Raw genomic sequence first — 18,577 nt, forward strand, 5'->3', positions numbered from 1 at the left:
ACATATTTTCTGCCAAGATGCGATCTTCCACGAGACGGACCACACGGTCCTTTGCATCCTGGTCAAATTTTCTTGGCATATTCCAGATTTTCCCATCTACTTAAACGGAACAAAACCTGGGACACTTCACAGCTGTGGCAGGTCTGACAAGAACTAGGGATTGCACAATCGGTCGGCCGTACTGGTGTCTGCTTTGACAATGCGATGGCCGAGTCGTTCTGGTCGACATTGAAGACCGAATTTTACGATCGGAAGAAATGACAAACCCGCAACGAAGCCCGGAAGACGGTGGCTCGCTGGATTGAGATCGTCTATAACCGGCGCCGTCGCCACTCGTCCATCGGGATGGTAAGCCCCGTCAATTTCGAAGCCCAGCTCGCTAATCAAAACGGTAATAAGAAAGCCGCTGCTTAACCCCTAAGCAGCTTAACAACGGGTCCACGACTTGCGGGTAACCCCAAATCTGTTTCCATATGCTCATTCGATGTGTTTACACCTTCTACTAACACTCAACCTTAACTCTGAGAATTAGCAACCTCTTTGCCAATGTCGTCTACAAATTTTATCGAGCCAACAAAAGCGGCCTGCGGAGTTTGTGTTTTACAGGAACCTAAGTGATTTTCGCAGATACCTTTTAAGCATGACCCACCCTCTACAATGACACCCATGAATGTAAAGGGGCGGCAGGACTTGGAACGCTACGGCTCATGGGAGCGGATGACCGGTGGGGAGTGGTTCCTGCCGAGCATGCCGGAGGCGAAGAAGGAGCACCAGCGCGGCTTTCGCCTGGTCAAGCAGCTCAACGAGCTGCACAATACGGACCAGGAGCATGCCGAAGGCATCTTGCGCGAAATACTGCCGGAAGATTCCGCGGTGCCGGGCCTGCATGTGCCGTTGAATCTGGAGTACGGATGCAATCTAGTATGCGGCGAGCGCGTCTTCATTAACTTTGGCGCTACCATTTTGGCCCAGGCCCAGGTGATGCTCGGTGATGGCGTCATGGTGGGCCCCAATTGCTCCCTGATTACGGTGGGACATCCGGTAAACGATCATGAGATGCGCGCTGGTGGGTGGGAGATAGCCAAGCCCATCACCATCGGTGACAACACCTGGCTCGGTGCTAATGTCACTGTGCTGCCGGGCATCACGATTGGAAAGAACTGCGTCTTAGGCGCAGGCACGCTTATTACCACCGATATCCCGGATAATTCGCTGGTCCTGGGTTCACCCGGCCGCGTGGTGCGCAAGCTGGAAGACAATGAAGAGGTCTGGGAACGCCAGGATCTCAACGGTCCTGTCGAAGGTTTTGGAGCCGCCAATTAAATGTTTGATCTCGCTCGCATCGGCGCGGGTCTGCCCGTAGCCGAGACCATCGATTCGCTGCCGGAAACCGGAAACGTCGTCATCCAAGCCCCGCCCGGCACGGGTAAGACCACACTCGTGCCACCGGCGCTAGCCAATCATGCGGCAGGGCGCGGCAAGGTCATCGTCACCGCCCCACGTCGTGTGGCCGTGCGCGCGGCCGCGCAGCGCTTAAGCACGCTGAGCGGCACCCCGGACAAGGTCGGCTTCGCCACCCGGGGCGAGTCCCGCAAGGGCAGCGAAGTCGAATTCGTCACGCCGGGCGTGCTGCTGCGTCGCCTGTTGAAGGATCCGGAGCTCGAGGGCGTGTCCGCCGTTGCCATTGATGAGGTCCACGAGCGCCAGCTCGATACGGATCTGGTACTGGGCATGTGCCTGGAACTAGCCGAGCTGCGCGAGGATTTCCGCGTCATCGCCATGTCCGCCACCGTGGATGCGCAGCGCTTTTCCCAGCTTATGGACGCCCCCGTCCACGTCACCGAGGCAGTCACCCACCCGCTCGATATCCACTACGCCCCCATGCCGGGCAGGGCGGCGGGAACGAGGGAGTTTTATGGGGACGTCGCCAAGCAGGCAGCCCGCCAGCAGGAATCAACGCTGGTCTTTGTGCCCGGCGTGCGCGAGGTCAACCTCGTGTGCGATGCCTTGGCAGGCCATAATGTGTTTCCCCTGCATGGCAAGCAAACCACCGCGGAGCAAGACGCCGCGCTGTATACCGAGGAACAGCGCATCGTCGTAGCTACCTCCATCGCGGAGTCCTCGCTGACCGTACCGGGCGTGCGCGTGGTGGTAGATGCCGGGCTTTCCCGCGTTCCCCGGCGCGACGCCCAACGCGGCATGTCCGGGCTAGTGACGGTTTCTACCTCAAAGTCGAGTGCCAACCAGCGCGCTGGTCGTGCCGGCCGTGAAGCGCCCGGCACCGTTATTCGCTGCTATTCGCAGAACGATTACCAGCACTTTTCCCCACACACCACGCCGGAGATCCTCTCCGCGGACCTCACCCAGGCCGCGCTGTTTCTGGACTGCTGGGGCGCAGGCCCGGACTTCCCGCTGCTCGATCCGCCGCCGGCCCAAGCCCTGGCATCCGCGCAGGCGACCCTCAAGCGCATTGGCGCGACGCAAGAACTCGCCCTCCTGCCCACCGATCCGCGCCTCGGCGCCTCCTTGCTCCGCCACGGCAGCCAAGCCGCGCCCATTATCGCCTCGCTTGCCGACGCCCCCTTAACCCCCGATCTCTCCCGTCACCGTCCACCTCAAAAAGAGGTCAAGCGGCTTGCACGCCTCGTAGACGATCTCGGCCCCACCGATCCCGGCGAGGTCGTAGCCACCGCCTTTCCCGAGCAGGTGGCCAAGCGCATGGGCGAGGACTACCTGCTAGCTAGCGGCACCCGCGCCCGCCTGCTCGATAACTCGGGCTTAGCCGGTGCCCCGTGGCTCGCCATCGCAGAGGTCTCCCTGTCCAACGCGGGCAATGCCATCATCCGCTCGGCCGCGCGCATCGAGGAAACTGCGGCCCTAGAGACTATCGGCGTCACCGAGGAGACCCGCGCCTTCCTGCGCGATGGCCGTGTGCGCGGCGTCAAGGTCAAGGCCGCGGGCGCCATCACCCTTTCTGAAACCCCAGTCAAGGTCACCGGCCCCGCGGCCGAGGAAGCCCTTGCCGCCGGCATCCGCGAGGAAGGCTTAGGCCTTTTCACCTTCAGCGAGAAAGCCCAAAGCTTAAAAGACCGCTTGCGCCACCTGCACGCCCACTATGGCCAGCCGTGGCCCGATGTCGATTCCGCGGATCCCGCCGAGTGGCTCGGCCCCGAACTCCACCGCATTGCGGAGGGCACCCCCGCCGCCAAGCTCAACATGTACCCCGCGCTGCAACGCCTCCTGCCCTGGCCGGAAGCCGCCCGTCTGGACGAGCTCGCCCCCGAGCGCCTCCCAGTCCCCTCCGGCCGGGACGCACTAATCGACTGGTCCGGCGATCGCCCCGTGGTCCACATCAAGCTGCAGGAATGCTTCGGCTTGGCCGCATCCCCCGAATACTGCGGCCACCGCGTGCAATTCCACCTGCTCTCCCCCGCCGGCCGCCCACTCGCGGTGACCGATGATCTCGCCAGCTTCTGGTCCGGTCCTTATGCTGGCGTGCGCGCCGATATGCGCGGGCGCTACCCCAAGCACCCGTGGCCGGAGGACCCGTGGAATGCGGTTGCTACCGCGCGCACCAAAAACCGTATGTAGTTAGCCCCACTGCTGCCAGCCCAGGTAGCAGCTCATGACCACGACCAAGGTAAGTAGCGCGTAGCGGATGAATTTGGCACCGCCACCGAGTACGGTACGTGCACCGAGGAGTGCGCCGGCGATATTGGCTACGCCGAGCACGATGCCGAGCGTCCACCACACGTGCCCGCCAATAATGAACACGATGAGCGCACCAAAGTTGGTAGCGGTATTGACCACCTTGGCCATGGCCGCAGAGGTCAAGAAGTTCTGCGCAAAAATAGAGGTAAAGGCCATGATCAAAAACATGCCGGTACCTGGTCCGAAGATGCCATCATAAAAGGAAATGATGCCGGAGAGCACCAAGACCACGACGGTCCGCCAACCACCACGGGTTCCGGCGGCATCGCTGCTGCCAAAGTCTGGCTTGAAGGCCACGAAGATGCCCACAGCCACCATGAGCACGATGATGATGGGGCGCATGATGTCTTTATCGAGGCTCGAGGCCACGCTGGCCCCCAACCCGGAGCAGACCAGCGCGATGAGGAGGAACCGCGCCATTTCTGCCTTGTCCAGCTTCACCTTGCGCGCGAGAGTCACGGCTGCCGAGCCGGTGCCGGTTACCGAGGCCAGCTTGCTCGTTCCCAACGCCGCCGCAGGCGCGAGGCTGGGAAGGACCGCGAGCAGCAGCGGGATGAGGATCAATCCCCCGCCGCCGATGACCGCATCGATCCATCCCGCAGTCGCGGTACCAAGAAAGAGAATCACCCACTGCGCCACATCGATTTCCATGCCCCCGATCATAAATCTTTAGTCATGTATTGTGATAACCCGCCTATACAAATCTCCCCACTGTAGAGGGAGGAAAGGGCGCTACACTCTAGTCACAATGGCACTTCGAGGAGGGCAAGCATGGCCGCAAAGAAGGAAAAGACCGGGCTTGATGCCCGCACTGTGGCCCGGTGGGCCATCGTTGTCCCGGTCTCTATTCTTTTGGGCTGGCTGTTTAGCCTGTGGCACGTGCCCGCCGCATGGATTTTGGCGGCCATTATCTCCTCGGGCGCCATGGCCCTCATTACGGGCGAGGACCTCCAGGTCAACCGGACTTTTTATAATATGTCCCGCGGTTTTATCGGCATGATGGCAGCGCTTCCCCTCACCGTGGTGCCGCTGGGCCAGCTGATCGGTTTCCTGCCCGCGGCCGTGACCATGTCCTTTGTCACCATCATGGTCGGCATCGTCGGCGGCCTGCTGCTGCACCGCGCGCAGCCGCGCGATGTCTCCTCAGAGACCGGCATTCTATCCATGCTTCCGGGTGGTGCCTCGCTGATGCCCGCGCTTGCCGACGAACTCGGTGCCGACTTCCGCTACGTCGCCCTCACCCAATACCTGCGCTTATTGGTGGTCTCGGTATCGCTCCCGGCCGTCGTCGCGCTGCTCGATACCCCAGCCGGTAAGGGCGCGGACCTCACGGTGGAGGGAGAAGCCACGTGGTGGATCATCGCGCTGGTCCTTGCCATCGCCTTCTTGGGTGAGAAGGTGGGAAAGCTGCTGCACCTGCCCGCCACGGCCGTGCTCGGCCCCCTTCTGCTGACAGTGCTGGTCTCCTTCGTGCTGCCGGAGGGCCACACGCTCGAGCCGCTCTACGCCTTCAAAGTGATGGCATTCTTATCCATCGGCTGGGTCTGCGGTGGCCAGCTCTCGCTGCCCGCGCTCAAGGCCTTTGCCAAGCAATTGCCTGCCACGGTTCTTTTCATCGTGGTCATCATCGGCATCTGCGCAGCCACGGCCTGGCCGCTGACTAAGTGGCTGCACATCTCCTACTTTGAGGCCTACCTGGCCACGAGCCCCGGCGCGCTGGAGACCGTGCTCGCGCTCTCGGCCGAGGGCGGAGCCGGGCCCGCGGTCATCGCGGTACAGCTCACCCGGCTCATTGCGGTACTAGTCATCGCGGGCTACCTGCCGCAGTTGCTGCGACTGGCGAAGCGCCTGCTGCGCCGCTAGTTGCCCAGCACGGCCTCACGCAGGACGGACATCGGCACGGAGCCCAGGGCGAGGGCCTCCGAGTGGAACTCGCGCGCGCTCATGCCCTGCTTCTCGGCCTCGGCGCGGGTTTCCTGCCACAGGCGCTGACCCAGCGCATAGGACGGTGCCTGGCCCGGCCAACCCAGGTAGCGGTTGACCTCGAAGTTGAGGTTGGCATCATCCATGGCGGTGTTTTCGCGCATGAAGGTCTTTACGTGCGCCTTGTCCCACACGCCGGAGGTAGAGCAATCCGGCAGCTGCTTGCCCAAGTGCAATCCGATGTCCACGACCACGCGGGCGGCGCGCAGGCGCTGCGCATCCAACATGCCCATGCGGAAACCCGGGTCATCCATGTAGCCCAGCTCGGCCATGAGCTGCTCGGCGTAGAGCGCCCAGCCCTCGCCGTGGCCGGAGTTCCACGTCACCGCGCGGCGCCACAGGTTGAGGTCTTCTTGCACCAGCGCGGAGCCGAGCTGCAGGTGGTGGCCTGGCACGCCCTCGTGGTGGACGGTGGTCAGCTCCTGCCAGGTGTGGAAGGTGTCCTGGCCCTCTGGCACGGACCACCACATGCGGCCCGGGCGGGAGAAGTCATCGCTCGGCGGAGTATAGAAGATGCCGCCGGTGCCGGCTGGATCGATGCAGCACTCGATCTCTTCTACTTCCTCCGGAATATCGAATTCCTTGCCGTTGAGCTCGGCAATGACGCCATCGGCGATGGACTGCATCCACTCCACCAGCGCATCGGTGCCGCGCAGGGTGTAGCGGTCCTCGTGGTTGAGCTTGCGCATCGCCGAGCGCACCGAGCACTCGGAGCCGTAGAGCTCGTGAGCGATCTTTTCCTGCTCCGCGCGCAGGCTGCGCACCTGGTCCAGGCCCCATTCATAGGCCTCATCGAGGTCGACGGCATCGCCCACAAAGAGCTTGGAAAAGCGCTCGTAGCGCTCGCGGCCCACGGCGTCCTTGGTGGGCGCCTGGGGCTGCAGTTCATTGGAGAGCCAATCGGAGAACTCGCCAAAGGCCTCCTTGGCCTGCTGCACCTCGGCGGAGTCGGCGTCGAGGCCGAGGGACTCGAGCATCGAGTCGGCGTCGGCAAGCCGCTCGCACTGCACAATGACCTCGGAGATCTGGCGGTGCGGTGCCACCATGCCGTGGGAGGCCGCCTCCTCTAGGGAGCTGCGGTAGCCGGCCAGGGAGGTCTTCACCTTGGACAGGCGGGAGCGGATGGCATCGCGGTCCTCGTCCGTATCCTGCGGCATGAGCAGCAGGGTATCGCGGATGGTCTGCACCGGGGAGGCGATGTTATTCAGGCAGCGTACATCCTCGCTGTGGTGGTGCAGATCGAGGTCAAGGCAGAGGCGATCGCGCAGGACGGCCGCGGTGACATAGTCCACGTCATCAAAGTCATCCTCATCATCGGACTCATCGGTGGTGTCATCCAGGGCATCCAGGTCCGCGACCATTTCGCGGGTGCGGTCTGCGATGGCGGTGAAGTACTCGGGGGAGAAATCCTGCAATTCGCCCTCGTAGCCGTCAATGCCCCACGCGGTGGCATCGGTGGGGGAAAGCTCGGCTAGGTCGTGAACGAAGTTATCGCACGAAGCGTCCAGTAGAGAGGGCTGGCGCTTAGCGGTCTGCTCAGAACTCATAACGAGGAAGTCTATCCCTAAGTATCGCCTATAGGCCACCCGGGCGGGCTGAAGTTGCGAACTTGTTAACTAATCGTTGTCCCACTTTGTTCCGGGGTAGCTCCAGCCGCTGAATTTATCCAGGATATCCTGCGGTTTCTCCTCCATCACCAAGGCGTCGACAAAACGCGGCAGGATGAAGCCGGACTCGGCCATGGCGGCGTACATGGCATAGAACGGGCGCCAAAAGTCCTCCGTATTAACAAGGCCTACCGGGCCGCGGATGTGGCCCAGCTGCTGCAAGGTGAGCACCTCGGTGAGCTCTTCGAGGGTGCCGACGCCGCCGGGGAGGCAAATATAGGCATCAGCAAGCTGCTCCATGCGGGTCTTGCGCTCAGCCATGGAGCCGACCACCTCGAGGGTGGTCAGGCCGGGGTGGGAAATCTCCAGGTCCACCAGGGACTGCGGCATCACGCCGGTGACGGTACCGCCGGCGGCCAGGCAGGCCTCTGCCACCTCGCGCATCAAGCCGATATTGCCGCCGCCGTAAACCAGAGTCAGGCCGCGTCGGGCCAGCTCCGCGCCCAATTCCTGTGCCGCCTGCGTATAGGCCGGCGAGTTTCCTGTTGCTGAACCACAATAAACCGCTACTGACTGCATGCTCTCCAGCATAGATATCTGCGCGCCCACCACCACCTTTAGACCATTCGGTACATGGTGAGTTTATGAGATTAGACAAAGCAGTCTGGAATATTTATACTTCTTTTTATGATCAAACCTGGCCCAGTGTTCACGCGCCCCCGCACACCGGCCGCAAAGTGCCTTCATTTGGTGCGCCTGAACCCGATCATCACCCGGAGCGAGCTGGTGGAAGCCACCGGACTTTCCCAGCCCACCATCACGCGCGCTACTACTTCCCTACTCAACGCGGGCCTCATCCAGGAACGCACCGACCTCACCCAGTCCCGCGGGCGCGGCCGGCCCACCGTTCCGCTCGAGGCGGCCGATAATGACTGGGCGCTCGGCGGCATTTCCGTGGGCACCAAACAGACCTACATCGGCCTCTATGACATCAAGGGCCGCACGTTGAGCGAAGAGGAATTGACCACCCCGGTGGCTAACCTCAGCGAGGATGACTTCCTCGAGCACATCATGGCCGGCATCAACCGCATGATGACCAACCTGAACCACCGCTTGGTCTCCCTCGGCGTGACCACCTCCGGCACCGTGGATGATAACGGCCTGGTCACCGCGGAAAATCTCAATTGGCACGGCGTGGACATTGCCGAGCGCCTGCGCTTCCAGTTCGGCGTACCCGTGGTGGTCTCCTCCGTCATCCCGGCCATCCTCGGCTCCGAAACCCAGGCGGCCGAGATTGGCACCAGCGAGCGCGTCCTGGTGCTCTTCGCGGACGATTCCATCGGCTCCGCCCTCTCCGTAGAGGACGAGGTCAGCCCCATTATTCCCGTGCCTGCGACTCACTCCGAGCTGCTGTGCCACGGCGCGTCCGAGCACCTGCTGGCCACCCAGCACATCCTGGAGGCGATACGCCATGAGGGCGTGGAGGCAGCCTCGCTTGCCGACGCCGCCCAAGTAGCCGACTCCCACCCCGCCGTCCGCGCCATTTTGGACGAGCGCGCCCGCCAGTTGGGCGCCATCACCGCGGAACTGGTCAAGGCCCACTCCCCGGCCACCGTGGTTATCGCCGGCGGCGCGTTTACCGACGACCCGAAGGCCCCCAAGCAATTCGCCGCCACCGTCCGCGCCTCTGCGGGCGAAGAGTTGCAGCTGCGCATGATCCCCGGCCATAAGGAGATTGTCCGCGCGGTAGCCCGCACCGTGGCCACCGATCAGCTACTGCGCCAGCCGCTGGATTTGGGCCGCTCACTCCAGCACGCTTAGCACCTCGCGTACCGAGTCGATGCCGCGGAAGAGGTGGGCGTTGAGCCCGCAGTAGTTCGCGCCTTCCACGTAGTCGATGCGGTCATCAAAAAAGTGCGTATCCTTCGGCTGCGCGGCGAGCGCATCCACGGCCACGCGATAGGCTTCTGGGTGCGGCTTGGCCACGCCAATATCGCAGCTAAACGTCACCGCCGCGCAGTCCTCGAGCCACGGCTGCTTCTTTCGCACCTGGCCCGCCAGCGTGGTGGGGATATTGGACAAGATGCCCACGCTATAGCCTTCCCCGATAAGGCCCTTGACCAGCGCCACCATGTCCGGATCCGCCTCCAGTAGGCCGCTGTTTTCGCACGCTACCGCCTCCGCGACGGGAACCTCCCCCAACCCGGCGCGGGCCGCTACCTCGTTCCAATAGTGGCTATCGCTAAAGATGCCGGCATCGTAGTCCGGCCGATAAAACCCGTAGGCCTCCCACATCGCCTCTGTATCGGGCGGCGCGAGGAGGCGCTCCAAGTCCGCATGGCTTTCTGGGGTGGCCGGGCGCATGAGCACGCCGTACATATCAAAGAGGAGTTTGGGCATAACGGGGGCCAGTTTAGGCGCGTTTCGGCGCTTGGGTCAGCACGGCTACGATCCCCACGCCCGCACCAGCGACAAAGAGAGGCAGCATCGCAGGAGCCTGGTCCATGGACAGAGCGAAGATGCCGCCGATGGCACCGAGGAGCAGCATGCCGCCGAGGCTGTAGAGCGAGCGCGTGACTACCCCACGCTTTCCGGCGACGCCATAAACCAGCAGGGCGAGCCCGGCGAATGGGCCGAGCATCAGCGCCGCAGTGGTCAGAAATACCCCCAAGGCCATGTGCGTGGACATGATTGCCGCTCCCACGATGAGAAAGAGCGCCAGAACTAACAGGGTTATGGCGCACAAAGCCTTGCGTTGCGTTGACATAGAAACAATCCTCCCACCGCACCGCAGTGCCATGGGAGGATTGAGCTAAATCTTGATGGGTTTGTTATTCACCCACGCGCGCTTAGGCAGCGCCGCCATCGGGGCGGCCAGCCAGGCGCTCATCGATGCGCAGCAGACCAGAGCCGTCATTGCCCACCAGCTTGATCTGGTCCAGAATCTCAGAAACGGTAGCTTCTTCCTCCACCTGCTCGCTCAGGAACCAGTCAACGAGCTGGCGGGATTCCAGATCCTGTGCGTCTAGCGCCGCGCGGGCGATGGTGCGGATCTCCTCGGACACCTTCTGCTCGTGCTCGAGGGAAGCCTGGAAGGCATCCTGCGGGTTAGCGGCCTTGACGGAGCCAACCGGGATGTCATTGAGCTCTACGCGGTAACCGCGGGAGAGCAAGTGGTCCGCAATCTTCTCGGCGTGCTCGCGCTCCTCCGCAGCCTGGCCCATGAACCAATCACGCATGCCCGGGAAGGAGAGGTTATCCATCTCGAAGGCCAGCTGGGTGTAGACCATGGAAGCGCCGTATTCGCTAATAACCTGGTCATTCAACAGGGTTTGCAGCTTCTCGTCCATCGTAAAAACCTTTCTGTGTGGGGAAATTAATTAGTGCTAAGCACCACACTACCGAAGAATCTCCCGCGATCCAGCAAGGTCTACTTAAGTAAACTTGCACGTCATTACGCTTTTTTAGATTGGATAACCTAAGTTAGCCAAGACAAAGCTATCCCCCAAGGAAAGGGAAAGTTCCCCTAAGAACCCGAGGTCATGGCAGATCCCTCGCCAGGACGCGGTCGCTTCTCGGCGTCCAGAACAGCCACAACCACTTACGCCCGCACACCCCAGGCCTAATTTGTGACTTTAATCACCAAAGCGTCCGCTCAGGCGATCGAGGCGCTGTGCGCTCGCCCCTTCCAGGCCACGGAACTCTACCTCGATGCCACGCTCGGCGTATTTCTTCTGCACCGCATCCAGCGTCGCCACCGTAGAGGCGTCCCACACCTCGGCCTTGCTCATATCAATCACCACGCGCTGGGTATCCAGCGTGTAGTCAAAGGCGTAGACCAAGTCATTGGACGAGGCGAAAAAGAGCTGGCCGCGCACCGCGTACTCGGCATCTCCAATCCGCTCTACTTCAACTAGGTGGGCCACGCGGCGGGCAAAGCCGATTGATGCCGCCACCACGCCGAGCACCACGCCCACCGCCAAGTTATGCGTAGCCAGCGTTCCTACCACCGTCACCATCATGACCAGCGTCTCTGATAGCGGCATGAGCTTTAGCGTGCGCGGGTGCACCGAATGCCAATCCACCGTCGTTGCGGCCACGATAATCATCACCGCCACCAGTGCAGCCATCGGAATGCGGCCGACGGTCTGGCCAAAGAGCAGGCAGAGGATGAGGAGGAAGGCGCCCGCGAGGAACGTCGACAAGCGCGTGCGCGCCTGAGACGCCTTCACGCCGATCATGGTCTGGCCAATCATGGCGCACACACCCATGCCACCAATGGCCGCGGCGAGGATATTGCCCACGCCCTGGCCAAAGGACTCGCGCGTCTTATCGGAGTGGGTATCCGTAATGTCATCGACCAGCTTGGCCGTCAGCAGCGATTCCATCAGGCCCACCAGTGCCATGCCAAAGGCATAGGGCGCAATCAGCTGCAAGGTATCTAGATTCCACGGAATATCCGGCACGAAAAGCCCCGGCAGCGAGGTTGGCAGCTCGCCTTGATCCGCCACATCGGGCACCTTCCACCCGGCCGCCACCGCAATAATGCTGACCACCAGAATGGTAACCAACGGGGCGGGAATCACCGTGGTCAGCCGCGGCAGCCCCAGCATGATGGCCAGGCCAATGACCACCAGCAGATATACCATCCATGGCACATCAATAAGGTGTGGCAGCTGCGTAGTAAACATCATGATGCCCAGCGCATTGACGAACCCCGTCATCACCGAGCGCGGGATAAAGCGCATGAGCTTAGCGACGCCCACCGCAGCCAGCACCACCTGCATAATTCCCGCCAACAGCACTGCGGCGACCACATAGTCATGCCCATGCTCATGCGCGAGCGGAGAGACCACCAGTGCCACCGCACCGGCCGCGGCGGAAATCATCGCCGGCCTGCCGCCAGTAAAGGCGATGGACATGGCCATCACCACGGAGGAAAACAATCCCACCCGCGGATCCAACCCTGCGAGGATGGAAAAGCTTAAGACCTCCGGGATCAAAGCAAGCGCCACCGCTAGTCCGCCGAAGACCTCCTTGCGCAGGCGCGCAGGCGAGGAAAATGCATAGCGGAAACTGGCGATGACGCCGGTAGGAGCAGGCTGTTCTTTAATCACGCCTGCACATCCTAGTGGACTTTAGGAGCCTTCCTTAAACGAGCCATCCGCGGTGATCACGGGCAGCACGGACCACGCGAAGTTGATCCACTGATCGGTCTTCTTCCACGAGAAGTCCGGCTCAAAAATGGTCTTCGGCTTGGTGTAAATGACGGCCGAGCGCACATCATCTGCGGTTTCCTTGAGCAGGTTAACCACCAGATCGAGGGTCTTGCCGGAGTCCGCGACGTCATCGACAACCAGGACCTTCTTGCCCTTTAGCGAATCCGTATCCAGCTGCGGGGAAAGAATTACAGGCTCATCCAAGGTCTGGCCGATGTCAGTGTAGAACTCCACATTGATAGCGCCCATGGCCTTCACGCCGATGGCATAACCAATAGCGCCGGCTGGGATCAGGCCGCCGCGGGCGACGCCCACGATGAGGTCTGGGAACCAGCCAGATTCCACAATCTGTTCCGATAGGTTACGGCTCGCCTCGCCGAAGACCTCCCAGGTGAGGTTTTCCCGGTCCGGGTGGATCCAATTTTCAGTCACGATTGTGTGGCTCCTTTTGCGTCATGGGCTTTCTTTGTAGTTTAACGAGCGATGCCTGCCAAAGGAAAGGCAGCTACCGGAATGGAACCTCGCCCAAAGTCCGGCGCAGCTTGCGGGTGCGCAGGCGCTCCGGATTCTCAGCTAGATGCTCCATCGCGCGCACCGCGCACATCACGTGGGCTTCCTTCGAATTGGAATAGAAAGCCTGCGCCTGCGCCGGCAACTTCGGCACGGCGTGCAGCGGCAGGTCAGAGACCGACAGCAGCGTGCCATAAGGAACGCGGTAGCGGTAGCCATTGGCTGCAAGCGTGCACGATTCCATATCCACTGCCACCGCGGTGGAGGTGCGCAGCCACTCCCACAGATCCCGGTTGGTGCGCCACTCCCAGTTGCGATCATCGGTGGAGAGCACCGTGCCGGTGCGCATGAGCGAGTTATCGTCGCCGTATACCGCCTTTACCGCGGATTCGAGCATGCGCTGTACCTCTGGAATCGCCGGGATGGGAGAGGTCGCCGCAACCTTCTGATCCAAGATGTGGTCATTGCGCTGATAGGCATTGCCCAAAATCAGGTCACCGATGCGCATGCGGCCGTCCATGCCGGCGCAGTGCCCAATCATGATCCATGCCTCCGGGCGCAGCACCGCCAAGCAATCCGTAATGGTCTTTGCATTCGAGGGGCCTACGCCGATATTGATCATCGTGATGCCATCGCCGCCGGCAGTAATTAGGTCAAAGCGGGGCATCTGGTACCGGGAGGTCAACGTTAAACCGTCCACATCAAGGTCCACCGCATCGTTGGGGTGGATGGTCTCACCATTGGGCAGCACCAAGGCGGTATAGCGCGAATCTTCCTTGGTCAGCTCACGCAGACCAAACTTCACAAACTCGGTGGTGTGCATCGCGTAGTTAGTAAACAGAATGTATTTCTGCACCGTATCGACCTCGATGCCGGTGTAATGCTCGATGCGCGCACAGGCGATATCGAAGCGCTGGGCGCCAAAGTGGAATAGCGGCTTTTCCTCGCCGTGGAAGGCATCCCATTCGCCATCAATGATCGCATCGTTGACCTCATCCAACGTGGGCCGCGGAATGGGCCCGCGTTCCTGCGGGGCCGTGGCGGTGTCCTTGATGTACTCCGGCGGGATGCGCTGGTCCGATTGGCCAACAAAGATATCGCACGGATAATTGCCCGCTAGGCGGGTCAACTGCTCGTGCAGATAGTCCCGAATAATGTGCGGCTTGGAAATTACCGCCGAGTACTTGCCTGCCTCGTTGACGTAGCCAAACGGCTCGGAACGATCGATGGGCTGCCATTTGCGGATATCCACCGTGACCTTCGGATAAACCACGTAACGATAGTCATCCAGGTTTCCTGATTCCAGCGTCTTGCGCGCAAGCTTGCAGGAATTCTCATAGAGCTCAATCAGGCGGCTTACCGCCTCATCAACGGAGTGGACATGCTGCAGGTCGGTCATAGACGTGAGTGTAGCGGGGACTTAGCAGCACGGCAGCGGTCTGCGCTTTTCATTCCTTCTTTTCCTCAAGGCTTCGGCAATATGGCTGCTGATACCATTGCCAAAAAGAAAGGCGCACGAAAGCCAACGAACCAAAACGATATCCGTTACATGGAGGCAGAAGTGCGTACGGTAGTCAGCGATACAATTCCACCGAAGAAGGTTTGGGGTAGCGCTCCATGAGAACTCCCGCGAAGCCCCTGCTGAGATTCACCTCCCACCACGCGATGATGAGGCGCGGACTATGAGTTCCCATGACAACCGTCGATACGAACGTCATTTCAGAGGCCATGAAGTTCGAACCCCGTATTCGGCAAGCAGATTGCCACGGTTAACTCGCAAAGAACTGCGGTCCGCCGGACCCTATCGGCACACTGCACCACGAGAAGTATATGCGCCTCTGCCGACACAGGCATCCTGCCTTTGATCCGAGAGATTCTTAATTCTCATTGTCCCTAGGCTTAAGGAAGGACAAGGCTCTCGCCCCGATACTGCAGACGATTCCTAATAAAACTACGAATAGCGCCCCCAATAAGATTCCCGTGGAGGAGGGCAAAAATAGGCCACCTACTGCGGAGCCAACAGCCGAACCCAGATAATTCGCGGACGCATTAGCAGCAACGGCAGTCGCACCTTCATCAGGATTTGCACTGAGCATCGAATGCTGTTGCGGTGCCATGGAAGACCATCCCAAAAGCCCCCATGCAAAAAGACACACCAGTGCCACCATACGGCTCGAGGGAAATAGCAACAACAGTGCAAAATCAGCAGCAAGAAAAACGATGATTATGGTCGTTAGCTTGCGAGAACTATCTACCTTATCGAGCACCCGCCCGATTCCAAATGCACCAACTGCACCGCCAATTCCCCAAATCCACATGCCAGGAATGGTGTCTACCTGCACTCGTTCGAGCACCACGGAAATATAGGTATACAGTCCCAGCGAACCGACTCCCACGAAGAAAGTAACCAAGACCGTTAGAAAATTATCCACCCGACCAATGATTCGGAGTCGCTGCCCTAGCGAGGAAGAAGGCACAGCTGGTACAGCACTCGTTTTACGTATCGCTATACCTGCCAACGCCGCCATGCCAACCACCGATACCAATGCAATGGCAGCCCGCCAGCCTAGCTGCTTGGCCACTCCCAGTCCCGCTGGTACACCCGCAACAGTTCCTACCGCCAAACCGGCTAGTACCAATGAAAGCGCACGTCCGCGACGCTCCGCTGTGACCGACATGCCCGCTACCGCCGCGGACAATGGCGAATAGATTCCCGCTGCCGCCCCCGCAATCAGCCTCGAAACTATAAAAACACCTACCGTAGGGGATACAGCGGTCACAACATTGGCCAGAGAAAACACAGCAATAGCGCCCAGCAGTCCATTTCGCGGATTCTTGCCCGCCCTACCTGATAATAGTGGGCCGCATACCGCGTACGCACCGGTAAAAGCGGTAACACCTAAGCCAATCACGCTGCCACTTGCACCCAAGTCTTCGGCAATCTGAGGCAGCAGCCCAGCAATAACATACGCATCCAACCCGAGTGCTACGCTGCCCAAAACTAACGGCCATAGCTGTTTAAGCATTAGAAATCACCATGTCAAGCAAACCTGGAAAGCACTCGTCTAGATCGTCTCGGCGCAAAGAGATGACACAACTGCGCCCCTGGCTTCTTGTCCACGTCACACCGGCTTCACGCAGCCGCCGAGTGTGGTAAGTCAGGGTCGACCGAGGCAGATCGTCAGCAAGCGTCAAGCTATCGTGCTCCTTGCCGTCTGCTAAGCGCTTGACCATTTCCAACCGGATGGGATCACTTACTGCAGCCAATACACGGACGAATTCTAAATCCTCGGTGGCCGGATGCTCATATTTTCGTGGGCTCATTCCAACTCCAATCGTGCAATAATTCTTGAACGATTAGTCACACTAAGTTACCCGAGACATTCGTGCAAGATTTCTTGCATAAACGAAGGCCCACCGACAGCGCATCGGTGGGCCTTCTCCCCATGACTAATCTCTCGGCACCCAAGGAGGGAGTGGAGCGCACCCTCCTGCAAGCACCGCCCGTGATTAGGCAAGCCTAAGTTTATAAACCTTTCGTAGGATGGTCAAGGGTTTGCCCATAAATTTCTTCACCCCTGGCAAAAACACAGTTAACCTGCAATAACGAGTACAATCCGGAACCATGGCTGAGTTGAAATCCACTATTTCCGAACAACTCCGCAAATTCTGGCGTGCCAACGAGAAGGAATTGACCGATTCCCCGCGTCGCGGCGTCGCCTCCCCTGCCGAGGCCACGGCACTGCGCGAGGAGGTCGCGGCCGAAATCGCAGACCTCATCAAAGCCCAGAAGGTCAAGACCAGCCCGGGCGATACCGCCCTCGACGCCGATGCCGCCGCTACCCTTCCTCTTGGCGCCCGCATCAAGCCGCGCGGCGTCTTCGAAGATGACTGGAGCGCGCGTCCTACCGCGGAACGACCTTGGCCGGTCATCCTCATCCACGGCACCTGCGATACCAAAGGCGTATGGCAGCTCCTAGGCAATGAACTGCGCCAGGACGGCTGGGCCGTCTTCGCCCCTGATTATGGGCACCGCGCTACCCAGCCGCTCGCGGAATCCGCACGCCAACTTGGCGCTTATATCGATACCGTGCGCGCAGCCACCGGCGCGGACAAGGTCATTCTCATCGGCCACTCCCAAGGCGGGCTGCTTGCCCGTTATTGGATGCGCATGGAGGGCGGGGCCGAAAACGTCCTGCACCTGATGTGCATTAGCGCGCCGAATCACGGCACCACTTACGGCGGCATCGCCAGCCGCCTCATTCGCACCCCGCGCCAGGAAGCGGTGCTGCGCTCCATCATTGATGGCTGGTTTGGGCCGGCGGGCATGGACCAGGTCGTCGGCAGTGAGGCTCTGCGCGAAACCAACCGGGACGGCGATCTAGAATCCGGCGTGAGCTATACCTGCATTGCCACGCGGTCCGACGCCGTCGTTGTCCCGCCCGAGACCTGCTTCCTCGACCCCCGCGGCGTCGCAGAGGGCACGGTCCGCAATATTTATGTCCAAGACTTCGACCGCCTCGCGATGGTCATGCACGAGGATATGCCGATGGATAAGCGCGTTCGCGCCATCGTGCGCACCATTTTGGAATTGGTGGAGAGCATCCCGCGCTAGTTATAGCCCCAGCTCATCGAGTACCGCGTCAAAGGCCGGACCCACCTGGGTGCGCCACAGCGTATCCACTTTCTGATCACCCCGGCCGGGCCCGCCATTGATAACGGCCACGCGCTTGCCCTGCTTCTTTGCCTCCAGCACAAAGCGGTACCCGCTCATAACCGCCAGCGAAGAGCCGGCCACCACGAGCGAACGCGCCTGGCCCAGCAGTGCAAAAGCAGCATCGCGGCGCTCCGCCGGCACGGGCTCACCAAAGTAGACGACGTCCGGCTTCAACAGTGCAGAACCACAGCGCTCACACCCTGCCATGCGGAAGGCTGCCACGTCTGCTTCAGCGAGCGTCACGTCACCGTCCGGGTTCACCTGATCCGCCTCCACCACGAGGCGTTCCAGGTAACCCGGGTTCGCTGCAGCTAGGCGCGCATCGAAGTGCGGCCGCGCCTCCCGGTGCCCGCACATCAAGCACACCACGGTTTCCATATCGCCATGCAGCGCCACCAAGTTCGCGGTTCCCGCCTGTTTATGCAGGCCATCCACGTTTTGCGTGACCACGCCATTGACCAGCCCGGCGCGCTCCAGTTCCACGAGTGCATAGTGCGTGCGATTCGGCACCGCGGAATCCATAACCCGCCATCCCACAAAGCTGCGGGCCCAATACCTATGGCTCGCGGCCGGGTCGTGGCGAAATTCCTGATAGGTCATCGGCCGGTGCCTACTGAGTGAGCCGCGCGGCCCCCGATAGTCCGGCACGCCCGAGTCCGTAGACACCCCAGCCCCGGTCAGCACCATTACGGGGCCCTCGCGCAGCTGCTTGACGACGTCCCCTAAGGCCTTCCCTTCCTCCGTATGCGGCGCCGATTCTTCGACCACTCGGGCGATCGAACGCAGCGCAGACTGGTGGGCAAGGGAGACGGCGGGATCCATGCCCCCGA

General features: G+C 60.9%; 17 protein-coding genes and 1 pseudogene. 6 read left to right on the top strand and 12 right to left on the bottom strand.

All coding sequences use genetic code 11. The features are described from left to right. Positions 1 to 117: 117 nt before the first annotated feature. From MHY24_RS06050 to MHY24_RS06060, 3 genes and pseudogenes are all read left to right on the top strand, one after another. Positions 118 to 414 (top strand): annotated as a pseudogene (locus tag MHY24_RS06050) (transposase); the annotation flags it as partial. Between the two features lie 243 nt (positions 415 to 657). Continuing rightward, positions 658 to 1,323 (top strand): sugar O-acetyltransferase, encoded by a 666-nt coding sequence (locus MHY24_RS06055; RefSeq protein WP_239228709.1) that lies wholly within the window; start codon positions 658 to 660, stop codon positions 1,321 to 1,323. After that, positions 1,324 to 3,591: an ATP-dependent RNA helicase gene (locus MHY24_RS06060; RefSeq protein ID WP_239228710.1), complete on the top strand. Its 2,268-nt coding sequence runs from the start codon at positions 1,324 to 1,326 to the stop codon at positions 3,589 to 3,591. Here MHY24_RS06060 and MHY24_RS06065 read toward each other — a convergent pair whose 3' ends face one another. Next, on the bottom strand, positions 3,592 to 4,362 hold the full coding sequence (locus MHY24_RS06065) for a TSUP family transporter (RefSeq protein WP_239228711.1): 771 nt from the start codon (positions 4,360 to 4,362) through the stop codon (positions 3,592 to 3,594). Positions 4,363 to 4,482: 120 nt separating this feature from the next. On the opposite strand from MHY24_RS06065, the gene MHY24_RS06070 reads away from it, so the two are divergent. Continuing rightward, positions 4,483 to 5,574 (top strand): AbrB family transcriptional regulator, encoded by a 1,092-nt coding sequence (locus MHY24_RS06070; RefSeq protein ID WP_239228712.1) that lies wholly within the window; start codon positions 4,483 to 4,485, stop codon positions 5,572 to 5,574. Here MHY24_RS06070 and MHY24_RS06075 read toward each other — a convergent pair. After that, positions 5,571 to 7,241 carry a DUF885 domain-containing protein gene (locus MHY24_RS06075; protein ID WP_239228713.1) on the bottom strand — a complete coding sequence of 557 codons (1,671 nt, stop codon included), beginning with the start codon at positions 7,239 to 7,241 and terminating at the stop codon, positions 5,571 to 5,573. The genes MHY24_RS06070 and MHY24_RS06075 overlap by 4 nt on opposite strands. A gap of 69 nt (positions 7,242 to 7,310) precedes the next feature. Beyond that, positions 7,311 to 7,880: a TIGR00730 family Rossman fold protein gene (locus MHY24_RS06080; RefSeq protein ID WP_239194666.1), complete on the bottom strand. Its 570-nt coding sequence runs from the start codon at positions 7,878 to 7,880 to the stop codon at positions 7,311 to 7,313. 108 nt (positions 7,881 to 7,988) lie between these two features. Between MHY24_RS06080 and MHY24_RS06085 the strand changes: the two genes are divergently transcribed. Beyond that, positions 7,989 to 9,122: an ROK family transcriptional regulator gene (locus MHY24_RS06085; protein WP_239228714.1), complete on the top strand. Its 1,134-nt coding sequence runs from the start codon at positions 7,989 to 7,991 to the stop codon at positions 9,120 to 9,122. On the opposite strand, the gene MHY24_RS06090 is transcribed toward MHY24_RS06085, so the two are convergent. The 8 genes from MHY24_RS06090 to MHY24_RS06125 all read right to left on the bottom strand — a co-directional run bounded on the left by MHY24_RS06090 (position 9,105) and on the right by MHY24_RS06125 (position 16,354). Beyond that, entirely contained in the window at positions 9,105 to 9,701 is a 597-nt protein-coding gene (locus tag MHY24_RS06090) for an HAD-IA family hydrolase (protein ID WP_239228715.1), read from the bottom strand. The genes MHY24_RS06085 and MHY24_RS06090 overlap by 18 nt on opposite strands. Before the next feature lie 13 nt (positions 9,702 to 9,714). Beyond that, a complete protein-coding gene (locus tag MHY24_RS06095) occupies positions 9,715 to 10,068 on the bottom strand; it encodes a hypothetical protein (RefSeq protein WP_239228716.1) in 354 nt (117 codons plus the stop codon). Positions 10,069 to 10,150: 82 nt separating this feature from the next. Then, positions 10,151 to 10,651 carry a ferritin gene (locus MHY24_RS06100; protein WP_179387230.1) on the bottom strand — a complete coding sequence of 167 codons (501 nt, stop codon included), beginning with the start codon at positions 10,649 to 10,651 and terminating at the stop codon, positions 10,151 to 10,153. A gap of 285 nt (positions 10,652 to 10,936) precedes the next feature. After that, entirely contained in the window at positions 10,937 to 12,418 is a 1,482-nt protein-coding gene (locus MHY24_RS06105; protein WP_239228717.1) for a SulP family inorganic anion transporter, read from the bottom strand. Between the two features lie 21 nt (positions 12,419 to 12,439). Next, positions 12,440 to 12,952: a phosphoribosyltransferase gene (locus MHY24_RS06110; protein WP_150851023.1), complete on the bottom strand. Its 513-nt coding sequence runs from the start codon at positions 12,950 to 12,952 to the stop codon at positions 12,440 to 12,442. Between the two features lie 73 nt (positions 12,953 to 13,025). Further along, positions 13,026 to 14,429: an AMP nucleosidase gene (amn, locus tag MHY24_RS06115; RefSeq protein ID WP_239228718.1), complete on the bottom strand. Its 1,404-nt coding sequence runs from the start codon at positions 14,427 to 14,429 to the stop codon at positions 13,026 to 13,028. A gap of 478 nt (positions 14,430 to 14,907) precedes the next feature. Further along, the gene (locus tag MHY24_RS06120) at positions 14,908 to 16,056 is read right to left on the bottom strand and encodes an MFS transporter (RefSeq protein WP_239228719.1); all 1,149 of its coding nucleotides are present in this window, start codon (positions 16,054 to 16,056) and stop codon (positions 14,908 to 14,910) included. Continuing rightward, the gene (locus MHY24_RS06125) at positions 16,049 to 16,354 is read right to left on the bottom strand and encodes a helix-turn-helix transcriptional regulator (RefSeq protein ID WP_204610578.1); all 306 of its coding nucleotides are present in this window, start codon (positions 16,352 to 16,354) and stop codon (positions 16,049 to 16,051) included. Before MHY24_RS06125 ends, MHY24_RS06120 begins: the two co-directional genes overlap by 8 nt. A gap of 301 nt (positions 16,355 to 16,655) precedes the next feature. Between MHY24_RS06125 and MHY24_RS06130 the strand changes: the two genes are divergently transcribed. Continuing rightward, positions 16,656 to 17,645 carry a triacylglycerol lipase gene (locus MHY24_RS06130; protein WP_239194686.1) on the top strand — a complete coding sequence of 330 codons (990 nt, stop codon included), beginning with the start codon at positions 16,656 to 16,658 and terminating at the stop codon, positions 17,643 to 17,645. Here MHY24_RS06130 and MHY24_RS06135 read toward each other — a convergent pair whose 3' ends face one another. Further along, entirely contained in the window at positions 17,646 to 18,569 is a 924-nt protein-coding gene (locus tag MHY24_RS06135) for a Sir2 family NAD-dependent protein deacetylase (protein WP_204610581.1), read from the bottom strand. Between the last annotated feature and the right edge of the window lie 8 nt (positions 18,570 to 18,577).

Source organism: Corynebacterium sp. ACRPQ (genome assembly GCF_022347225.1).
In the GTDB taxonomy this organism is placed as follows: domain Bacteria; phylum Actinomycetota; class Actinomycetes; order Mycobacteriales; family Mycobacteriaceae; genus Corynebacterium; species Corynebacterium tuberculostearicum_D.

Coding starts and splice junctions, on each gene's coding strand:
- MHY24_RS06125 (WP_204610578.1), bottom strand. CDS start 16,354: ATGAGCCCACGAAAATATGAGCATCCGGCCACCGAGGATTTAGAATTC.
- MHY24_RS06080 (WP_239194666.1), bottom strand. CDS start 7,880: ATGCAGTCAGTAGCGGTTTATTGTGGTTCAGCAACAGGAAACTCGCCG.
- MHY24_RS06055 (WP_239228709.1), top strand. CDS start 658: ATGACACCCATGAATGTAAAGGGGCGGCAGGACTTGGAACGCTACGGC.
- MHY24_RS06060 (WP_239228710.1), top strand. CDS start 1,324: ATGTTTGATCTCGCTCGCATCGGCGCGGGTCTGCCCGTAGCCGAGACC.
- MHY24_RS06090 (WP_239228715.1), bottom strand. CDS start 9,701: ATGCCCAAACTCCTCTTTGATATGTACGGCGTGCTCATGCGCCCGGCC.
- MHY24_RS06095 (WP_239228716.1), bottom strand. CDS start 10,068: ATGTCAACGCAACGCAAGGCTTTGTGCGCCATAACCCTGTTAGTTCTG.
- amn (WP_239228718.1), bottom strand. CDS start 14,429: ATGACCGACCTGCAGCATGTCCACTCCGTTGATGAGGCGGTAAGCCGC.
- MHY24_RS06065 (WP_239228711.1), bottom strand. CDS start 4,362: ATGGAAATCGATGTGGCGCAGTGGGTGATTCTCTTTCTTGGTACCGCG.
- MHY24_RS06135 (WP_204610581.1), bottom strand. CDS start 18,569: ATGGATCCCGCCGTCTCCCTTGCCCACCAGTCTGCGCTGCGTTCGATC.
- MHY24_RS06100 (WP_179387230.1), bottom strand. CDS start 10,651: ATGGACGAGAAGCTGCAAACCCTGTTGAATGACCAGGTTATTAGCGAA.
- MHY24_RS06130 (WP_239194686.1), top strand. CDS start 16,656: ATGGCTGAGTTGAAATCCACTATTTCCGAACAACTCCGCAAATTCTGG.
- MHY24_RS06120 (WP_239228719.1), bottom strand. CDS start 16,056: ATGCTTAAACAGCTATGGCCGTTAGTTTTGGGCAGCGTAGCACTCGGG.
- MHY24_RS06070 (WP_239228712.1), top strand. CDS start 4,483: ATGGCCGCAAAGAAGGAAAAGACCGGGCTTGATGCCCGCACTGTGGCC.
- MHY24_RS06085 (WP_239228714.1), top strand. CDS start 7,989: ATGATCAAACCTGGCCCAGTGTTCACGCGCCCCCGCACACCGGCCGCA.
- MHY24_RS06075 (WP_239228713.1), bottom strand. CDS start 7,241: ATGAGTTCTGAGCAGACCGCTAAGCGCCAGCCCTCTCTACTGGACGCT.